This is a genomic window from Mesorhizobium sp. M0029 (genome assembly GCF_040323735.1).
GTDB lineage: Bacteria > Pseudomonadota > Alphaproteobacteria > Rhizobiales > Rhizobiaceae > Mesorhizobium.
Genome location: NZ_JAMYVF010000017.1, coordinates 70,242 through 88,522 on the forward strand (window position 1 = coordinate 70,242; position 18,281 = coordinate 88,522).

Sequence of the window (18,281 nt, forward strand, 5' to 3'; positions counted from 1 at the left end):
CGGCCTGCATAAGCTTTGCTAGCCAAGCTCTATCTCGTGGGCCTGCAGGTAGTCTCGGTTCATCTCGACACCGAGACCCGGCTTCGACGCCAGCTTGAGGCTGCCGTTCGAGACATCGAGTGGCTCGTCGATGAGGTGATTATATTTGTCCAGGTTCCACTCCGACGTTTCCAGCTTGTAGAAGTTGGGAACCGTCATCATCACCTGCGCTCCCGCAACCACATTGATCGGTCCCGCGGCGTCATGGGGCGAGACCGGGATGTAGTAGGCTTCGCACAGGGCGGAAATCTTCTTCAGTTCGGTAATGCCGCCGGTCCAGGTAACGTCCGGCATGATGTAGTCCGCAAGCCTGTTCTCGAGCACCGGCACGAAATCCCATTTGGTGTGGCCGCGCTCGCCCCACGAGATGGCGGCACTGACCTTCTCACGCACCTGCTTGAGAGCATTGAGGCTTTCTGGCGGGCATGGCTCCTCGAACCAGTCGATCTGGCCGGCTTCCTCGAGGCTCCGGCAGAGGCGAATGGCGGTGGGCACATCGAAGCGGCCATGCGCATCGATCAGAATGTCGACATCGGGCCCCGCCGTTTCGCGGATCAGGGCCGTGAGTTCGGCGGCCTCGCGCTCGTCCTTGCGGGTCATGCTGCCATCGAGGTAGCCGTCCCGCTGTTCGCGCGCCAAGCCATCGGCGGTGCGACCCTGGTGGGGGAAAGGATCGAACTTCAGCCCGGTGTGTCCGGATTCGACAATGTCTCGAATTTCGCGGACCACAGCCTCCTTGCTGGTAAACCTGGCCTGGTTGGGGTGGGTATAGAGCGCGATTTCATCGCGTACCGGTCCGCCCAGCAGCTCGTAGACCGGCTTGCCTAGAACTTTGCCGCGAATGTCCCAGAGCGCTATGTCGATAGCACTCACGCATTCGACCGCGGCGCCGCGGCTGCCCATATAGGTGAAGCTGCGGAAAATCTTGTGCCAGAGATGCTCGATGCGCGCCGGATCCTCGCCTGTGACGGCAACACCGATCTGCCGCAGGATCGTGCAGAGTGCGCGGTTGGCGAGCCTTGTGGTGGTGGTGATTTCCCCCCAGCCGCTCACCCCTTCGTCGGTCGTCACCTCGACAAACAGGAACTCTCCCCAATAGGAAGCATCGGACTTGATCAGCCACGGCCGAACGCTCGTGATTTTCATCTCTCAACTACCTCTGTCTGTGGCCGGACCAATGATTTTCTGGGCTGGAAATTCTATCCGGCCCGAGCGGCGTTGCGCGCACGCATCTGTTCGAGAACGTGCCGGCCGGAACCCTCGACATGGCGGGCAATGAGCTCGGCCGCCTCGTCGGCATTTCCCGCTTTGATATGCGCGATGAGCTCGCGGTGTTCACGCATGATGGCGGCCCGCCGCGCGAGCGTGAAATTGAAACGCCGGCTCACGGCTCGCAGCACTTCGCGATGCTTCCACCAAAGCTCGGCAGCATGGCGGTTGTAGTGGCGCTGGTACATTACGGTGTGGAAGGCGGTATCAAGTTCACTGTGCCGCAATGTGTCGGTGAAGTTGTTCTCTTCGATCAGAGCCTGGATGCGTTCGAGTTCGGCGATGTCCTCGCTGGTCGCCATGTTCACGAACCATCGCGTCAGGGCCGGCTCGATCAGCACACCGATCTCGTAGATATCCCGGACGAAATCCTGATCGATGGGCCGGACGCGGGCGCCACGGTTGGCGACAAAGGTGACGAAGCCCTCCCCTCGCAACAGCTGCAGCGCCTCGCGTACGGGGTTGGTCGAGGTGCCGTGACGCCGGGCGAGATCGGTAACCACAAGTCGTTCGTTGGCGGCGAGCCGTCCCTCGATGATGTCTTCCCGGATCAGTTCATAAAGCGAGGCGCCCTCGCTGGACGCCCCGATGGGATCAATCCCCACGGGTGGCTCTGCTTTGAAATCGCTTGTTTCGGCCAAAGCCGGCTCCCCCGATTAGTACATCACATGCTCGATATCATACACGGGTTTTGCAAACAATGTACGATCGGGTGCGTTGACAGGCAATCCACGATCTGAAAACGTACCAGATGATCGAAGGGATACATTGAGCAGAAGGACGCATCCCGCACGGTCGAACGAGCCCCTTGGCGCACGGCGGCATGGGAGAATCTGGGAGGATACTATGACGAGGATTACACTCGGCGGTGCCGTCCTGCGCGGCACAGTCGCCACTGCTTTGATGGCGTCGCTCATGTCGGGATCGGCGCTGGGTTCGCCGCCGGTCGATTTGAGCAAGTGGTCGCCGGAATATGTGCGCTCCATCGCCGGCACACAGGATTTCGACACGGCCGCCGATTGCGGCAAGGTCACCCCGCTCGACTACAAGGGGCGACTGACGTTCTGGTATCAGGGCGTGTTCGAGGGCGACCCCGATCTCCTGCGTCAGTACTACAAGGATTTCTTCGAGACCTTCCGCAAGACCTATCCGAACATCCAGCTCGAGGATCAGGCCCTCACCTACAACGACCTTCTCGACAAATTCCGCACGGCGCTGCTGGGCAACGCGGCGCCGATGGCGGTCCGCCTGCAAATCCTGGGCGGAACCGAGTTCGCCTCGAAGGGTTATCTGCAGCCGCTCAAGCCGGAAGATGTGGGCTATCCCACAGAGGATTTCTGGCCCGGCGCCATGAAGGCGGTAACCTGGAATGGCGTGACCTACGGCATTCCCACCAACAATGAGACGATGGCGTTCATCTGGAACGCCGACATCTTCAAACGCGCTGGCCTCGATCCGGACAAGGCTCCGGCGACCTGGGACGACGTCGTCAAATATTCCAAGCAGATCCATGACAAGCTCGGCATTGCCGGCTACGGCCTCGTGGCGCGCAAGAACGCCGGCAACACGCCGTACCGCTTCATGCCGCAGCTATGGGCCTATGGCGGCGGTGTCTTCGACGAAGCCTCCGCGAACCCGACCTATAAGGAGGTCGAACTCAATAGCCCGCAAAGCAAGGCGGCGTTGCAAGCCTCCTACGACATGTATGTTCGCGACAAGTCGGTTCCGGTTTCGGCGCTCACCAACCAGCAGGCCGATAACCAGCCCCTGTTCGTCGCCGGCCAACTCGGCATGATGGTCTCGCACCCGTCCGACTATAACGTCATGCTCGACCTGCAGAAGAAGGCAACGGGCGCCGACAAGGACAAGGCGCAGACCGTCATCGACAACATGCGCTATGGCCTGATTCCGACCGGCCCCGACGGCAAGCGGGCCGTCGTGTTTGGCGGCTCGAACATTCACATCCTGAAGCCCGAATATGTCGAGGGCGGCAAGGTGGACGAGCGGGCCGCAAAGGCCATCATCTGCATGTGGACGAGCCCTGAATGGTCGTTGAAGATGGCGTATGCCGGCTCGAACCCGGGCAACCTCAACGGCTTCAAGACCAAATGGATGAAGGAACGTCTGGACAACATCAAGTTCCTCGATGTCACCACCTCGATGTTGCCATACGGCATTCCGTTCCCGGCGCTGCCGCAATCCCCCGAGATCATGAATATCATCGTCCCGGACATGCTGCAGAACGCCCTGACCGGAGCGATGACCGTCGACCAGGCAGCGGACGACGCGGCCGAGAAGGTGAAAAACCTGATGGACGGACTCTAGTCCGGGCCTGACCTGCGATCCGACCGGCTGCGCCGATAGTGCGTGCAGCCGGTTTGCTCCGAACAACAAGGGCACGCCATCGTGACGATCGTGACCGGCAAGGCCGAGGCTCGCCGAAGATTGCAACCCGGTAGCTCCGGCGTGCTGCGGAATATCTGGGAGCATCGCGCCGACTACGCTTACGTGCTTCCAGCGATCGCCGTGATGCTCATCGTCATCGCCTATCCGATCTACTACACGGTCGAGCTGTCGTTCTTTAAGACGCCGCCTGGCCTGCAGCTCCGCGACAAGACCTTCATCGGATTGGACAACTACACGGCCATCCTCACCAGTCAGGTGTTCTGGAAAGTTACCCTGAACACCCTGATCTGGACGATCGCATCCACCTTCGTTGCCTTTGCCCTGGGGTTTGCCGCCGCGCTGGCGCTCCACCGCGAGTTTATCGGCCGGGGCGTCCTGCGCGCTGTCCTGATCATTCCCTGGGTCATCAGCGCGGTTGCCGCCTCCTATATCTGGAAGTGGATCTACCATTCGGACTTCGGCATCATCGGCGCGGTGCTGGTCGGCCTCGGATTGGCCGACCGGCCGCCGAACTTCATCGACAACGTCAGCACGGTGCTGCCCTCCTTGATCGTCGTCAATATCTGGCGCGAGTTTCCGTTTGCCATGATCATGATGATGGCCGGCTTGCAGACGGTCCCCGACCAGTTGCTGCGCGCCGCGGAAGTCGACGGGGCCAATGCATGGCAGCGTTTCTGGCACGTCACCTTCCCGCATCTGCGCAACGTCTCGACGGTGACGATCCTGTTGCTCGCGGTGGCCAATTTCAATTCCTTCATCATCCCGTGGATCATGACCGGTGGCGGGCCGTCGAACGCGTCGCATATCTGGATCACCCACATCTATGAGCTCGCCTTCGGCCGGCAGCGATGGGGTGTCGCATCGGCCTATTCGGTACTCCTGTTCCTCATGCTGATGGTGCTGGGCTACTTCTACGTCCGTGCGCTGGCCGGCAACGAGCGCAAAGAGGGGAGCGCATGAGCACGATCGTCGAGACAGTCCCTCGACGTCCGGCCCGGCGCCGCATGCGCATCGACGGATGGCGTTGGGCCGGGCGCATCTTCCTCGTGTTCATGCTGCTTTACACCGCGTTGCCGATGATCTGGATGCTGATCACCTCGATCAAGTCCGGCTTCGCGGCGATGCAGTTCCCGCCGCAATGGTGGCCGGAAGAGCCTACCCTGGCCAGCTACCAGAAGCTGCTCGATCCGCAAAACAGCGTCGGCCAAGACTTCCTGCGTTTTTTCTGGAACAGCCTCTACGTGTCCACGGTCACCACAATCCTTTCGGTGATCGTGGCCGTTCCTGCGGCCTACGCGTTTTCGCGCTTTCGTTTCCCCGGACGAAACTTCCTGTTCTTCACCGTGCTTTTGCGCAACATGTTCCCGGCGGTGATCTTTCTCGTGCCGCTCTTCATCCTGATGCGCGCGATCGGGCTGGTGAACACGCATGGCTCGCTCATTCTCACCTATCTCACCTTCGGCCTGCCGCTGGCGATCTGGCTGCTCAAGGGCTTTTACGACAACATTCCGGTGCAGCTCGAGCAGGCGGCGCGGATCGATGGGGCGACCCGGTTCCAGGCCTTCATCCTGATCGTGATGCCTCTGTCGACGCCCGGTATCATCGCCACCGCGATCTATTCCTTCATTGGCGCCTGGAACGAGTACATCTATGCCTACACCTTCCTTTCCAAGAACGAGCAGTTGACCCTGCCGGTCGGCATACAGCGTTTCTTCTCGGAGAATACGACGGACTTTCCGGGCCTGATGGCGGCCAGCTTCATGATGAGCGTGCCCGTCGTGGTGCTGTTCCTCCTCCTGCAACGATACTTCGTACGCGCCCTTACAGAAGGCGCGGTCAAACACTAGAGCCGGATGATTTCAGGTCTGTTCGACCTGAAATCTGAATGCGCCTCTAAATCAAAGAGATATAGCATGATGTCGTCCGAAAACCGCTTCACACTTTTCGGCATCATGCCGTAGGGAGTTGCCGATGGCCCACGTGGTCCTGAGAGATCTCGTCAAGACCTATGGCGGCTTCAAAGCTGTCAACGACGTTTCGCTGACGGTCAATGACGGCGAGTTCGTTGCGCTCGTCGGCCCTTCGGGCTGCGGCAAGACAACCACGCTCAATCTTGTCGCGGGATTGATCCCGGTCACATCGGGCGACATCGTCATCGGCGACCGCGTGGTGAACGACCTCGACCCCAAGGACCGGGACATCGCGATGGTGTTCCAGAACTACGCGCTCTACCCGCAGAAATCGGTCTACAAGAACCTGGCGTTCCCGCTGCAGATGCGCAAGCTGCCCAGGGACGAGATCGACAGGAAGGTCAAGGAAGCGGCGCGCGTGCTCGACATGACGCACCTGCTCGAGCGCAAGCCGCGCGAACTTTCAGGCGGGCAGCAGCAACGTGTCGCCTTGGGGCGCGCCCTCGTCCGCGACCCTGCCGTTTTCCTCATGGACGAGCCGCTCTCCAACCTCGACGCCAAACTGCGGGTCCAGATGCGCTCGGAGATCAAGCGCTTCCACCAGGACCTCAAGGCGACCATCATCTATGTCACGCACGACCAGCTCGAAGCCGTGACCATGGCCGACAAGATGGCGGTGATGAACGGCGGCTACCTGTTGCAATACGATTCTCCGGCGCAGGTCTTTGCCCATCCGGTGAACATGTTCGTCGCCAGCTTCATCGGCAGCCCGGCGATGAGCCTTGTTCCACTGGAGGCATCGACAGCAAACGGCAACACTGCGTTGACCGGCGCGGAGGGCTGGAGCCTTGAGCTCTCGCCGCTCAACGCCCGGAAAGTTGCGGGGGCAACGTCGAGGAAAGTCGTGCTCGGCGCACGTCACTCGACCATCAGGCTCCACAAGAGCGCGGTGCCAGGCAGCGTCCCGGCCAGGGCCTATACAGTGGAGCCGACCGGAGACGTCACCTTCGTGCAGGCGTTGCTGTCAGGCGCCATCGTCAACATCAGCGTGTCCCCCAACATCGCCGTCGCACCTGACGAGCAGATCTGGCTCGAGTTCGACCAGGAGCGGCTGCATCTGTTCGATGGCGAAACTGAACTGGCCCTCAAGGCCGGCTGAGACAAGACGGGGTTCATTGGGAACGTTGGGGATGACTGAAAAGCTTAAGATCACCGCGATCAAACCCTATCCTGTATGGGTTGGAACGCGTAATCAGATGCTCGTCAAGATCGAGACCGACCAGGGCGTCTTCGGCTGGGGCGAGAGCGGCTTGAGCGGGCGCGAGAAGGCCGTTGCCGGCGCGGTCGAGCATTTTCGCGAGTTTCTCATCGGCCGTGACCCGATGCAGATCGGGCGGATCTGGCAGGAGGCATATCGCAGCCAGTACTTCGAAGGCGGGCGCGTTCTGCAGGCGGCTATCTCCGCCATCGACATCGCCCTTCACGACATCAAGGGCAAGGCGCTGGGGGTGCCGGTCTACGAACTGCTGGGCGGCAAGCAGCGCGACCGCATCCCCACCTTCGCCTCGACCGGAGACGAGGCCGAGGGCGACCTCGCCATCGAACGAGCCCGGGAGCTGCGCGCACGGGGGTGGCAGGCGATCCGCTTCTTCCCCATAGGGCAAAGCAGCAGGGACATCTTCGAACCCCGCGAGTCGATCGGCGCTACCGCGAGCATGCTGAACAAGGCGCGCGAGGCGCTGGGCGACGACCTCGTCCTCGGCATCGACTATCATCATCGGCTGTCGGTGGCAGAGGCGGCGAGCTTCTGCAACAAGCTCGGCCGCGGCGTGCTTGATTTTCTCGAGGAGCCGATACGAGACGAGACACCTGAAGCCTACGAATCCCTGCGCAGGATGACCGACATCCCGTTTGCCATCGGCGAGGAATTTGCCAGCAAGTGGCAGTTCCTGCCCTACATCGAGCGCGGCATCCATCAGTTCAACCGTCTCGATGTCTGCAATGTCGGCGGGCTCACCGAGGCGATGAAAGTCGCCGGCTGGAGCGAGGCGCATTATGTCGACCTGATGCCGCACAATCCGCTTGGTCCGGTGTGCACGGCCGCGACCCTGCATCTCGCCGCCGCGGTACCCAACTTCGCGTGGCTCGAGACCAGGGAACCCGAGACGAAGCTGGGCTTCGACAATTCCGACTTCTTCCCCGTGCAGCCACGGCTCGACGGTCCCGACTATCCGGTCAGCGACCTGCCGGGGCTCGGCGTCGAGGTCAACGAAGCGGCGGTCCGGGCGGAGGCTTTTCGTTTCTGGGAAGCGCCTCACCTCAGGCGCCGGGACGGGTCTGTTACGAACTGGTAGTTCCATCTCAACCGGAGTCCACAATGACGCATATCCCTGACATCACGCGACCGTCCAAAGACCTCATTGACGCCCTGAGGGAAATCGGCGCCGCGACGGTTGCCGGCACGCTGGGCCACATGGGTTTCCGCAATCCGCACATGGTCGGTCCGGTGGCGCAGAACCATGGGAAGTCGATCGTCGGGCCGGCGCTGACGCTGCAGTTCCTGCCGCAGCGGCCGGACCTCTTCAGCGAGGGAGAATACGCCGACCCGGAAACGCAACTGCACCGGCACGTGCTCTATCACGCGCAGGAAGGCGATGTGGTCGTCGTCGACGCGCGCGGTGACATGAGCTCGGGCGTCTTCGGCGATATGATGTCGACCTATTTCAAGGGCAGAGGCGGCGCGGGCATCGTCATTGATGGATGCATGCGCGACCGGCCGAATGTGGAAAAGCTCGATCTGCCGCTATGGCTGCGCGGCTGGACGCCCAACTACCATGTGCAAACCAGCATCTATCCGAACGCCGTCAACGTTCCGATCGCCTGCGGCGGTGTCACGGTGATCCCCGGCGACATCATAGTGGCGGACGACGACGGGGCGGTTGTGCTTCCCGTCGCAATGGCCGCAAAGGTGATCGAAGAATCCCGGAAGCATCACGATTGGGAAGAGTTCTCGCGAGAGAAGCTGATGAAGGGCGCACCGCTGCAGCGCTACTATCCGCTGCATGACGATGCCCGCGGCGAATATGAGGAGTGGCGCAAAGCCAATCGTCCGGCGGATTGAGATGCAACCACGCGGCACCCAATCACAGCGCCTTGGTGCTACATAAACCAGTCGCCCAGCGCGTGGGCATGATAACGCGCAGGCTATCCCCCCGAATTCTGCCGGCGAAGTTCCTGTTCAAGCTGAGCGCTTTCGGCTGGCGAGGCGGCAGACCCGACACGAGAGTCGAAGGACAACACTCGCGTCGCGTCGGTGTCGACCTCACACCGGAAGCTCACATGGTACCATCCGATCGTTGCGCGAAAGGCCGCATCCGGATCTATAACAATATTGCCCGACTTCAGCGGTCTCATTGGTAGCCACTCGGGAGAAAACTCGGCGCCCTTCAGCTCCTCGGCCAACACGTTGGCGCAAAGTGTGGCAACGCGCTCACCGCGAGACATGCCGTCGGTCGCGGTGGTGCCGAATGCATTGCCGGTAGCGCCGTGCGAGAAGAGCTCGCGGACGCCCGGAAGGCCCGAGTAAGCCCCGGCTGAGGCCACCTCCGTGGAGCTAGGCTTCCTGGCGCCTCCGCCTCCAGGCTTCGAGACCTTTGCAGGGCTGCGCTTCGGCGCGTTTTCGGGCCTGGCCTTCGGCGCCTGGGCCGATGCAGGAAGCTCGATCTCACCATCATCGCCGGGGGTGGCCAACGGCGTCGCGGCTGCCTGCTTGTCAGCATCTTGCGGCTCTTGTTTGTCTGCTCCCTGCTTGCTCGCGTCCTCGGTTGCCTGCTTCTCCTGGGTCGGCTCGGAGGCTGCGGTTGCCGGCTTCTCCTCGGTCTTGGTCGTACCCGCCGGCTCCCCGGAGTCTGGCGACGCGGCGGGTTTGCTCTCGACGTCCTTCGGCTCACCTGGCGGCTTCGTATCCTTGTCCTTGACCGGTGTCGGCGAATTATCCTGCGCGCTGGCTCCATCCAGGGATTTCCTGGGGCCGGTATCCTTGTCGCCGAACTGGAATACAGGTTTCAGCACCTCGAGCGCCGGCGGCTTTTCCGCTACAGGCTTTTCTACTTTCGGTTCCGGTTGCTTTTGCGCTTCAGGCTTTGGAGGCGGCGGGGGCTCAGGCTTCGGCGGTTCGGGTGGCGGGACGAGTGCGACATTGACCGGTTCCTCCTCCTGCGGCTGCTGGGCAGGAACGGGCAGGCCATAGACCAGGAACGCGGTGATGAGCGCATGCAGGACCAGCGATGCGGGCAAGGCCCACAGCATGGTCCGACGCCGCTCGGATTTCTCGGTCTTCATCCCTCACGATGTGGAGCGAAACTGCGGCGGCATCAAGCGTGGCAACCGTATTGGCGCATTCAGCCGCAGCTCAGCAGTGAGGAGACGACGCCTCATTGCTTCTCGCCGCCGGCTCCATTCTCTGCATGCCCGCCTCCACTCTCAGCGACGCAGGCTGGCGTCGCGGGCACGCTCGCGGAGCTCTTCGCGAGAAAGGCCCGCATCCGCCAATATGCTGTCTGGAAGCCGCCTCAAGCTCGCAAGCGTCTGGCGATAGGCAAGCCAGCGGGCGAAACGGTGTCGAAGTTCATGCAACATGATCGTCTCCTTGAGAGCGAAATACCTCACGCTCTTGAGTTGGTCGAAAACGCAAAGCAATCGCGCAAAGCGTATGCACGATCAAAGGATTGGACTGACTTCCTGGCCAACCGAGGTGCCTGTCATTGTCCCACCAGGGCAGGAATTTCCAGCGCCTCCAACGGCTGCATACTTGCGCATGATGTCCGCTTCGCGCTACAGCCACGGTCGCAAGGAGTTTTTCATTTCTGCAAAATGGATATCGGCTGGGACGATCTGAGGTTGTTTCTCGACGTTGCGCGGCTGGGTGGCCTGAGCGCGGCGACGGCAACCACGCGCCTCAGCGCAGCCACACTCGGACGACGCGTCACCGCGCTCGAAAAGCAGATCGGCGAAGCGCTGTTCGTACGTCAGCAGACCGGCTACCGACTAACCCCGGTCGGTGAAGAACTGCTGCGGCGCGCCGAAGACGTCGAAGCAGCAATGCAGTCGCTAACCCGCTGGCGCGAGGGAAACCTGCCCGACCGCATTGTCCGCGTCTCGGCCGGGCCATGGACCTCGGCCTTCGTTTCCACCCATATCGGCGAAATCTGGACCGTCGATGACGGCATCAGGGTGGAACTCGTCACCACCACCGACCGGGTCGACATCGGTCGCCGCGCCGCCGATATCGGCATCCGCAGCGAGCGCCCGACCGAACAGTGGCTGGCCGGCCGTCAGAGCGGCAAGGTCGCGTATGCCATCTATTCCGGACGCCACCTGATCAACGGCATCGCCGCCGGCTTGTTCGTCGGCGTCACCGGCGAAGGGGCAAACATTGCCTCGGCGCGCTGGCTGCAAGCCCATCACGGCGATCGCATCGCCGTGCGCGGCAACAACACCCATTCGGTGCGAGAACTTGTGGCCGCGGGCGCCGGCCTTTCCGTGTTTCCGTGCTTCGTCGGTGACAGCGATCCGCGGCTGGTTCGCGTCGCTCATCCTATCCCAGAACTCGAAACCGACCAGTGGATCGTCACCCACCATGAGGAACGCCACTCCCCGCCGGTACGAAAGATTGCCGACCGGATTGCCGCTCTGATGCGGGCCCATCAGCCGTTGTTTCGCGGCAAGATGCCGATCCGCTAAGCGTCAGGCGTCGATCGGCCGCCAGATTCTCAAGGTTCTGGCGCGTGAGGCGGGCGCGTGAAGCTTGAAGGGGTTGGATCCCGGATTGTGGATTTTCGCTGGCCAGAAGCCGGGCCAATTCCGGAAATTGGCTGGAGACTCGTCCAAAAGGTCGGCTCGTTCAGGCGTATATGGTACAAGTCCCACATCTTGTCTTGCCGCAAAGTTCACCCTCTGATTCCCTGTGCCAAGGCGATAGAACCTGATTCTTGCACCTGGCGTGTTCAAGCGGCGCGTTCCGGGAACTTTTTTATCGATCAATTCCAAGGAGACAAGACGATGAGCACCGCGGCAAGGCCCGTCATCTCGGAAATGCGGCCGAAGATAACCGTCATCGGTGTCGGCGGTGGCGGCGGCAACGCGGTCAACAACATGATTGCCGAAAATCTGCAGGGTGCGGAGTTCATCGTCGCCAACACCGATGCCCAGGCACTGACCATGTCGAAAGCATCGCGGCTGATCCAGCTGGGTGCCCATGTCACGGAAGGCCTGGGCGCCGGGTCGCTGCCCGCGGTCGGCCGCGCGGCAGCCGAGGAATCGATCGACGAGATCAGGGACCACCTTGCGGGAACCCATATGTGCTTCGTGACCGCCGGCATGGGAGGCGGAACTGGAACCGGTGCCGCGCCCGTCATAGCGAACGCTGCACGGGCAGCCGGCATCCTGACCGTGGCCGTCGTCACCAAGCCGTTCACCTTCGAAGGGAAGCGCCGCATGCAAGCCGCCGAAGAGGGCATCGAGCAGCTTCGCGAATGCGCCGATACCGTGATCGTTATTCCGAACCAGAACCTCTTCAGGATCGCCGACGCAAAGACGACTTTCGCGGACGCCTTCGCCATGGCTGATCGCGTCCTTTATTCCGGCGTCGGCTGCATAACCGATCTCATCGTCAAGGAGGGGCTGATCAATCTCGACTTCGCCGACGTGAAGTCGGTGATGCGCGACATGGGTCGCGCAATGATGGGTACCGGGGAAGCCACGGGCGAGGACCGCGCCAGGAAGGCCGCCGAAGCGGCGATAGCAAACCCGCTTCTCGACGAAGCCTCGATGATCGGCGCCAAGGGCGTCCTGGTCTCGATCTCGGGCGGCATGGACATGACGCTGTTCGAAGTCGATGAGGCCGCCACCCGCATCCGCGAGGAGGTCGACGCCGACGCCGACATCATCGTCGGCGCCATATTCGACCGGGCACTCGCCGGAAAATTCAGGGTCTCAGTCGTCGCGACAGGATTGCGGCAGGGCCTGGAGATACCGCAGTAGGCAGGATCCGGGCTGCCGATTTATGAGTCTGGTGGACCTGGTCATGGGCTTCGCCACCGAAAAGTCGGCCCGCAAGCCCGCACCATTGAACTTGCCGGTGAATTTGCGTTGCCGGCCTAGAGACCGAATTTGTTTCGAGGCCGCTGCCACGAATGCGCGAACTCGCATCAGCGCCGCCGCGGAACCGCTCCCAACTGCAACCGCGCCGCGAATGCGCTTCGACCCGGATCCCCAACAGGAGGCCATACAGATTGACCGCGGCAGACATTTCGCCTGCGATATGGCCAGCGTCTGCTGACCACATGATCGGCCCTTTCTGATCGGTGATGCGGGCTCGCTGGATATGGCACAATAAAACCGGCATGGGTCAGACGTCGGGAGCATCCAGTGGCGGCCAGCCTCGCAAGCGCTATATCGAAGAAAAACTCAGGTCGACCCGACAGGAGCATACTCCATGGCTGACACGCCGACACCCGATGCTTGGTTTCTCGCGGCCCTGACGACAGAGCATTTCGTGCAGCAGACAGCGATCAGCACGTCCATAAGTGAAATGGCGTCGCGGACGACCATCTACATTATGGCTCTGTCGAGCGCTCTGGTGGCAACGGGCTTTGTTACGCAGTCCTCCGAGTTCTTCCTGCCGTTTGTCGCGGTTGTGCTGCCATCGGTCTTTTTACTGGGTGCCTTTACCGTCTTGAGGTTGGTCGACATCGCCGCTGAGAACATGCAGGCCCATATCGGCATTGCCCGGATCAGAGCCTACTATCGAACTTTGGGCGACGAGGCTGCCTTCCAGTTTTCCAAGGAATTCGGTCGCTGGCCCGAAAATGACGCCGAACCTTCTCTTCGTACTGGGCCTCTCCTGGCGTACCTGACCACTGCAGCGACTATGATCGCATTCATAAATGCCATCGTCGCTGCGGCCGGCGTTACTCTGCTTGCGTTTCGTGTCGGTGCAGAACTATTGCTCGCGCTGTGTCTTGGTGCCGGAACAGCAATCGGCTTGATGACGATTTTCTATTTATACCAGCGCCTTCGGACGAAAGGCATGGTCCGCATTGCCAAACCCTATGGTTCTGAAAAGAGCGTGCTTTGAGCGGGTAATGAATGTGGTGTTTGTCTGAACGCCACCGGCATGGCAATTCCGATCTCATTGACGACCAATGCTCCACGCTCTTCGCGGGCTGTTCGCAATGGCGAGCCCCTTCGGGATCGAGATATTTGCGCAAACTTTTTTGCCCGGTATGCGTTGTTCGTTCTCCGAGCACAGGAGAAACCCATGCAGACTAAGTCGCAGACTTCAGCTGAAGCCGCCAAGCAACGCCATATCCAGCGTGGTATCGACGCCAAAGACGAGACGAAGAGCAATGGCAAAATGCAACAAGCGATGCAAGCCGGCGCCCGCAAATATCCCGAGCCACCTTTTCCCGAGCAGCATCAACCCAAACCGGGGCATGAATGGGCGATCGAGCCCGCTCCGCTCTACGATGCGCCTTACTACCTCGGATCGAAAAAACTCGACGACAAGGTAGCGCTTATCACGGGTGGTGATTCCGGCATCGGCCGTTCGGTGGCAGTCTTGTTCGCCCGCGAGGGCGCCGACATTGCGATCGTATACTTGAGTGAAGACAGGGACGCCGAAGCGACCAAAAACGCCGTCGAAAAGGAAGGCCGGCGTTGCATACTGATAAAAGCCGATGTCAGTGAACGCGAGCATTGCCGCAACGCCGTGGCGCTGACGGTCGAAAAATTCGGCAGGATCGACGTGCTGGTCAACAACGCCGCTTTCCAAATCCATTCCAGTGACTTCAACGACCTGACCGAGGAACATTTCGACACGACGCTGAAGACCAATCTTTACGGCTATTTTCATATGGCGCAGGAGAGCGTGCCGCACATGGAGCCGGGCTCCGCGATCATCAATACCGGTTCGGTGACCGGCATCGACGGTTCCAAGCAACTGGTTGACTATTCGATGACCAAGGGCGGCATTCATGCCTTCACGCGAGCGCTTTCGGGCAATCTGATCGGCAAGGGCATCCGGGTAAACGCGGTCGCGCCAGGTCCGGTGTGGACGCCGCTCAACCCTTCGGACAAGGAAGCCGACGACGTCTCGAAATTCGGCGCGGATACGCCGATGAAACGGCCAGCGCAACCGGAAGAACTTGCCCCGGCTTACGTGTTCCTCGCCTCGTCGCATTGCTCGAGTTACATCACGGGAGAGATCCTGCCGGTGGTCGGTGGCTACTGAGGTCGCGGAACGTATTTCATTGCATTGGGCTACCGAGTAGACGGCACGCGACGACGTCGTCTCCAGGGAGACGCTTGCCGTGCTCGGTCGCTTCAAGAAACGCGTGATCGGTGCCGTGCGCCGCCGCTACACGGCACCCGCCACGGCTCCGGAGCAATAGCGCTCCGCGTTGGTCGAAATCCTCGCCCGCGTTTTCAGTTTTCTGAATCTCCGCTTGGAACTCTCCCGCCGGCATCCCGTTCAAACATCATTGAGCCAGGAGAACGACCATGCCACGAGGCGACAAATCGAAATACAGCGACAAACAGGAACGCAAGGCCGACCACATTGCCGCAGGCTATGAGAAGCGCGGTGTTTCCGAGAAGGAATCCGAGCGCCGGGCATGGGCGACCGTCAACAAGGACGATGGCGGCGGCAAGAAAGAAGGCGGCTCGGGTCGTGGTAAACACACCGGACACCCCGCGGCCCACAAGGGTGGGAAAAGCGGCGGCAAGGCATCGGCTTCACGGTCAGCCGCAAGCCGATCGGAATCGGCAAAGAAGGCAGCGGCAACCCGCAAGCGGAATGCCGAGCACCATGCCCATTAACTGCCCCGCAACAGGTTCGGAACGCCATGAAACCCAAGCTCGCTAATCAGGTCAGCGGGCAAAGAATTTTCGTCGTCGTGCTCGACCTCGGCGACGAAGGCGTCGGCGCGCTGACCCTTCGCAACCGACCAAAACCTCGGCAGTGCCTCTTTGACTGCGATCGGAGCGTTCGGCGCCGCCTTGATCGATCTTAATGCGTGAGGTTGGCAAGCGCCTACCCGGCTCCTTGGCCATCAAGGGCGGATGTCTCTGTGGCAGGATCCGATTCAGCGCTGGGATCGAACCGAGGGTTCACTACTGCCACTGCGATATGTGCAGACGAGCGACCGGCAGCGCGTTTGCAGTTCTTGCCTGGATGCCCTGCCAAAGCCTGACCTGGAATTCCGGAACGCCAACATATCGAAGGTCTTCGCCGATCGCGCAAAGAGGCTTCTGCCCAGAATGCGGGTCGCCGCTCAGCCTTTGCTACGACGCGTCGCCAACCGAGATCGCGCTGCACGTCGGTACCTTCGATGATCCGGCTCATCTGGAGCCTCGGTACAACTATGGTTCAGCGCAGCGCCTTGGTTGGGTGTGCTGCGGAATAGACCTACCGGACCGCGACACCGAGGAACGCTGGTAGCGCCGCCTGTTGCGAATGACCAAGATTGCCGATCAGGAATGCGGCCCTTTGCGACGTGGCCAGACCGTTGACAACCCCTAAGCGCTAGCCGGTTTTGATCCTTTGGGGGGCCGCATTCTCTATCGCGAGGAAAATCGCTTCGAACAGATCCTCGTCGCGGAAGGGCTTGCCGAGCAAGGGCACGTCGGCCGGCCGATCGGCAATCTCCCGGGCATCGGCATAGCCCGTGATCATGACCGCTGGCCAGTCCGAGCGCAAATTGCGCGCGAAGCGGATCACGTCGACGCCGGATACGAGTGGCATGGCGAAGTCGGTGATAATGACGTCGAACTGGTTGGGAGTGCGCTCCATCATGGCCAGCGCCTCCGCCCCTCCTCCCGCGCAGGTCACCTCGAAACCACGTTGGCGAAGGGACTCGGCGGTCAATTGCCGCAAAACATGGCTGTCGTCGATCAGGAGGATTGATGGGTGCTCCATCCCGGCATCGGCGAACGCTCGTTCAATGTCGGGTTCCACCACAGGATCGACCGGCTGTTCGGTCGATCGTGGCAGCCAGAGTTGCATGGTAGTTCCGCGGTTGACGACGCTTTCTATGCGAAGTGTCCCACCTGACTGCTTCATGAAGCCGTAGACCGTGCTGAGGCCGAGGCCCGTTCCCTTACCGACCGGCTTGGTGGTGAAGAACGGTTCGACGACCTTGGCGACAAGATCGGGGGGTATGCCGGATCCGGTGTCCTTGACGGCGATCATGACATAGTCGCCCGGCGGAATATCCTCTGTTGGCGTCCCGATCGATCGATTCTGCGCATGCACGGTTATTGTCCCGCCAGAGGGCATGGCGTCACGCGCGTTGAAAACCAGATTCATCAAGGCCAATTCAAGTTGGCCTGCATCGACATGCACCGGCCAGATCGTGTCATCGATCTGCCAGTCGAAACGGATCAACCCCCCCAGCACGGGCGCCACCAATCCGTTCATCGTGTCGCCCAGCGCAGCAAGGCGCACCGCTTCCGGCTTCAGGGTCTGGCGCCGCGAGAATGCCAGCATTCGCGCGACAAGGTCAGCGCCTTGTTTTGCAGAACGCCGCGTCAGGTCGAGTACCTGTTGCGCCTGATCATCCAACGTAGCCCGGCGTTCAAGCAGCCCTAACCCACTGAGAATTGCGGCGAGCAGGTTGTTGAAATCATGCGCCAGGCCGCCGGTTAGCTTGCCGATAGCGTCGATGCGCTGGGATTGAAGCAGCTGGTCCTCAAGACCGCGCCGCTCGGTGATGTCAAGCAATGTGCCGATGATTTCCGGTTCACGGCCATCTGAGCCGTCCGACATCACGCCCTGGTCGAGAAAAATGCGATACTCGCCATTGGCGCATTGCCAGCGGAACTCGCACGTATAGGAGCCGGTGGTTTTTGCCGCCAGCAGCGCTTCCTTCAATCGCGGCAGATCGTCGGGATGAACGCGGCTGAGACCGAACTCCGGATCCGATGTCAGGTATTGAGGCGCAAAGCCGGTCAAGCGCTCGACGCCCTCGGTAACAAAGCGCGCCGCGAAGGGTGGCTCGGCTGCCCGAGCATGAAAGCAGACCGGCAACGAATTCAGGATGGCATCCTGCCGTTGCTCGGCGCTGCGCAGCGCGCGTTCGGCCTGAAGCTTGTCCTTGTGCGCCTGCAACGCCTGCGCCAATAGTCCCTGCTCGACCTCCGCCTTGCGCTGGATCTCGAGCGTCTTCTCGTGGAGTTCGACGAAAACCGCGACTTTCGAACGCAGCATGATCGGATCGAATGGCTTGAACACATAGTCGACCGCGCCGGCATCATAGCCGCGCAGCATATGCGCATCCTCCTTGTTGATGGCGGTCAAGAAGATGATTGGGGTGCGCTTGGATTGCTCGCGCTGGCGGATAAGTGCGGCCGTTTCATACCCGTCCAACCCTGGCATGAGGACATCCAGGAGAATGACGGCGAACTCCTCTTTCAGCAGAAAGCGCAGAGCCTCTTCGCCCGATTGGGCGCAGATGACCTCTCCGACAGTCGCGAGCACTTCGCTGATCGCCAGCAGATTGCGCTCATCGTCGTCCACCGCCAGGATGCGGGCTCTTGCCGGCCCTTCGGCAAGAGCTGCCACCTCAAGTTTCCTTACCCTGTTTCTTGCCAGCTTTT

Annotated in this window: 17 protein-coding genes; 12 read left to right on the forward strand and 5 right to left on the reverse strand. The window is 61.1% G+C overall.

What is annotated here, in order from left to right:
• Window positions 1-18 precede the first annotated feature (18 nt).
• Window positions 19-1,185 carry a mandelate racemase/muconate lactonizing enzyme family protein gene (locus NKJ76_RS24505; protein ID WP_352538565.1) on the reverse strand — a complete coding sequence of 389 codons (1,167 nt, stop codon included), beginning with the start codon at window positions 1,183-1,185 and terminating at the stop codon, window positions 19-21.
• A gap of 53 nt (window positions 1,186-1,238) precedes the next feature.
• The gene (locus tag NKJ76_RS24510; protein WP_027048643.1) at window positions 1,239-1,949 is read right to left on the reverse strand and encodes a GntR family transcriptional regulator; all 711 of its coding nucleotides are present in this window, start codon (window positions 1,947-1,949) and stop codon (window positions 1,239-1,241) included.
• Window positions 1,950-2,154: 205 nt separating this feature from the next.
• Between NKJ76_RS24510 and NKJ76_RS24515 the strand changes: the two genes are divergently transcribed.
• The 6 genes from NKJ76_RS24515 to NKJ76_RS24540 all read left to right on the forward strand — a co-directional run bounded on the left by NKJ76_RS24515 (window position 2,155) and on the right by NKJ76_RS24540 (window position 8,745).
• Window positions 2,155-3,633, forward strand: a complete 1,479-nt coding sequence (locus NKJ76_RS24515) for an ABC transporter substrate-binding protein (RefSeq protein ID WP_352538566.1) — start codon at window positions 2,155-2,157, stop codon at window positions 3,631-3,633.
• A gap of 81 nt (window positions 3,634-3,714) precedes the next feature.
• The gene (locus tag NKJ76_RS24520) at window positions 3,715-4,674 is read left to right on the forward strand and encodes a carbohydrate ABC transporter permease (RefSeq protein ID WP_352538567.1); all 960 of its coding nucleotides are present in this window, start codon (window positions 3,715-3,717) and stop codon (window positions 4,672-4,674) included.
• Complete coding sequence (locus tag NKJ76_RS24525; RefSeq protein WP_023714612.1) at window positions 4,671-5,561, forward strand: carbohydrate ABC transporter permease; 891 nt, start codon at window positions 4,671-4,673, stop codon at window positions 5,559-5,561. The genes NKJ76_RS24520 and NKJ76_RS24525 overlap by 4 nt, the downstream gene beginning before the upstream one ends.
• 124 nt (window positions 5,562-5,685) lie before the next feature.
• Window positions 5,686-6,783 carry an ABC transporter ATP-binding protein gene (locus tag NKJ76_RS24530; RefSeq protein ID WP_027048644.1) on the forward strand — a complete coding sequence of 366 codons (1,098 nt, stop codon included), beginning with the start codon at window positions 5,686-5,688 and terminating at the stop codon, window positions 6,781-6,783.
• 31 nt (window positions 6,784-6,814) lie between these two features.
• On the forward strand, window positions 6,815-7,978 hold the full coding sequence (locus NKJ76_RS24535; protein ID WP_352538568.1) for a mandelate racemase/muconate lactonizing enzyme family protein: 1,164 nt from the start codon (window positions 6,815-6,817) through the stop codon (window positions 7,976-7,978).
• A 23-nt stretch (window positions 7,979-8,001) separates the two neighbouring features.
• Window positions 8,002-8,745, forward strand: coding sequence for a ribonuclease activity regulator RraA (locus tag NKJ76_RS24540; protein WP_352538569.1), 744 nt, complete (start codon window positions 8,002-8,004; stop codon window positions 8,743-8,745).
• 83 nt (window positions 8,746-8,828) lie between these two features.
• Here NKJ76_RS24540 and NKJ76_RS24545 read toward each other — a convergent pair whose 3' ends face one another.
• Window positions 8,829-9,965 carry a DUF930 domain-containing protein gene (locus NKJ76_RS24545; protein WP_352538570.1) on the reverse strand — a complete coding sequence of 379 codons (1,137 nt, stop codon included), beginning with the start codon at window positions 9,963-9,965 and terminating at the stop codon, window positions 8,829-8,831.
• A gap of 141 nt (window positions 9,966-10,106) precedes the next feature.
• Complete coding sequence (locus NKJ76_RS24550; RefSeq protein WP_023681184.1) at window positions 10,107-10,262, reverse strand: YjiS-like domain-containing protein; 156 nt, start codon at window positions 10,260-10,262, stop codon at window positions 10,107-10,109.
• A gap of 234 nt (window positions 10,263-10,496) precedes the next feature.
• Here NKJ76_RS24550 and NKJ76_RS24555 point away from each other — a divergent pair, with 234 nt between their 5' ends.
• The 6 genes from NKJ76_RS24555 to NKJ76_RS24580 all read left to right on the forward strand — a co-directional run bounded on the left by NKJ76_RS24555 (window position 10,497) and on the right by NKJ76_RS24580 (window position 16,125).
• Window positions 10,497-11,366 (forward strand): LysR family transcriptional regulator, encoded by an 870-nt coding sequence (locus NKJ76_RS24555; RefSeq protein WP_352538571.1) that lies wholly within the window; start codon window positions 10,497-10,499, stop codon window positions 11,364-11,366.
• A 318-nt stretch (window positions 11,367-11,684) separates the two neighbouring features.
• On the forward strand, window positions 11,685-12,665 hold the full coding sequence (gene ftsZ, locus NKJ76_RS24560; RefSeq protein WP_023702103.1) for a cell division protein FtsZ: 981 nt from the start codon (window positions 11,685-11,687) through the stop codon (window positions 12,663-12,665).
• 454 nt (window positions 12,666-13,119) lie between these two features.
• Window positions 13,120-13,761, forward strand: coding sequence for a hypothetical protein (locus NKJ76_RS24565; RefSeq protein WP_352538572.1), 642 nt, complete (start codon window positions 13,120-13,122; stop codon window positions 13,759-13,761).
• Window positions 13,762-13,944: 183 nt separating this feature from the next.
• The gene (locus tag NKJ76_RS24570; protein WP_023687856.1) at window positions 13,945-14,916 is read left to right on the forward strand and encodes an SDR family oxidoreductase; all 972 of its coding nucleotides are present in this window, start codon (window positions 13,945-13,947) and stop codon (window positions 14,914-14,916) included.
• 269 nt (window positions 14,917-15,185) lie between these two features.
• Window positions 15,186-15,503, forward strand: a complete 318-nt coding sequence (locus NKJ76_RS24575) for a hypothetical protein (protein WP_023687854.1) — start codon at window positions 15,186-15,188, stop codon at window positions 15,501-15,503.
• Between the two features lie 193 nt (window positions 15,504-15,696).
• Entirely contained in the window at window positions 15,697-16,125 is a 429-nt protein-coding gene (locus NKJ76_RS24580) for a GFA family protein (RefSeq protein ID WP_081839719.1), read from the forward strand.
• Window positions 16,126-16,209: 84 nt separating this feature from the next.
• Here the strand turns inward: NKJ76_RS24580 and NKJ76_RS24585 are convergent, their stop codons facing one another.
• On the reverse strand, window positions 16,210-18,246 hold the full coding sequence (locus NKJ76_RS24585; RefSeq protein ID WP_352538573.1) for a PAS domain-containing hybrid sensor histidine kinase/response regulator: 2,037 nt from the start codon (window positions 18,244-18,246) through the stop codon (window positions 16,210-16,212).
• Window positions 18,247-18,281: the final 35 nt, after the last annotated feature.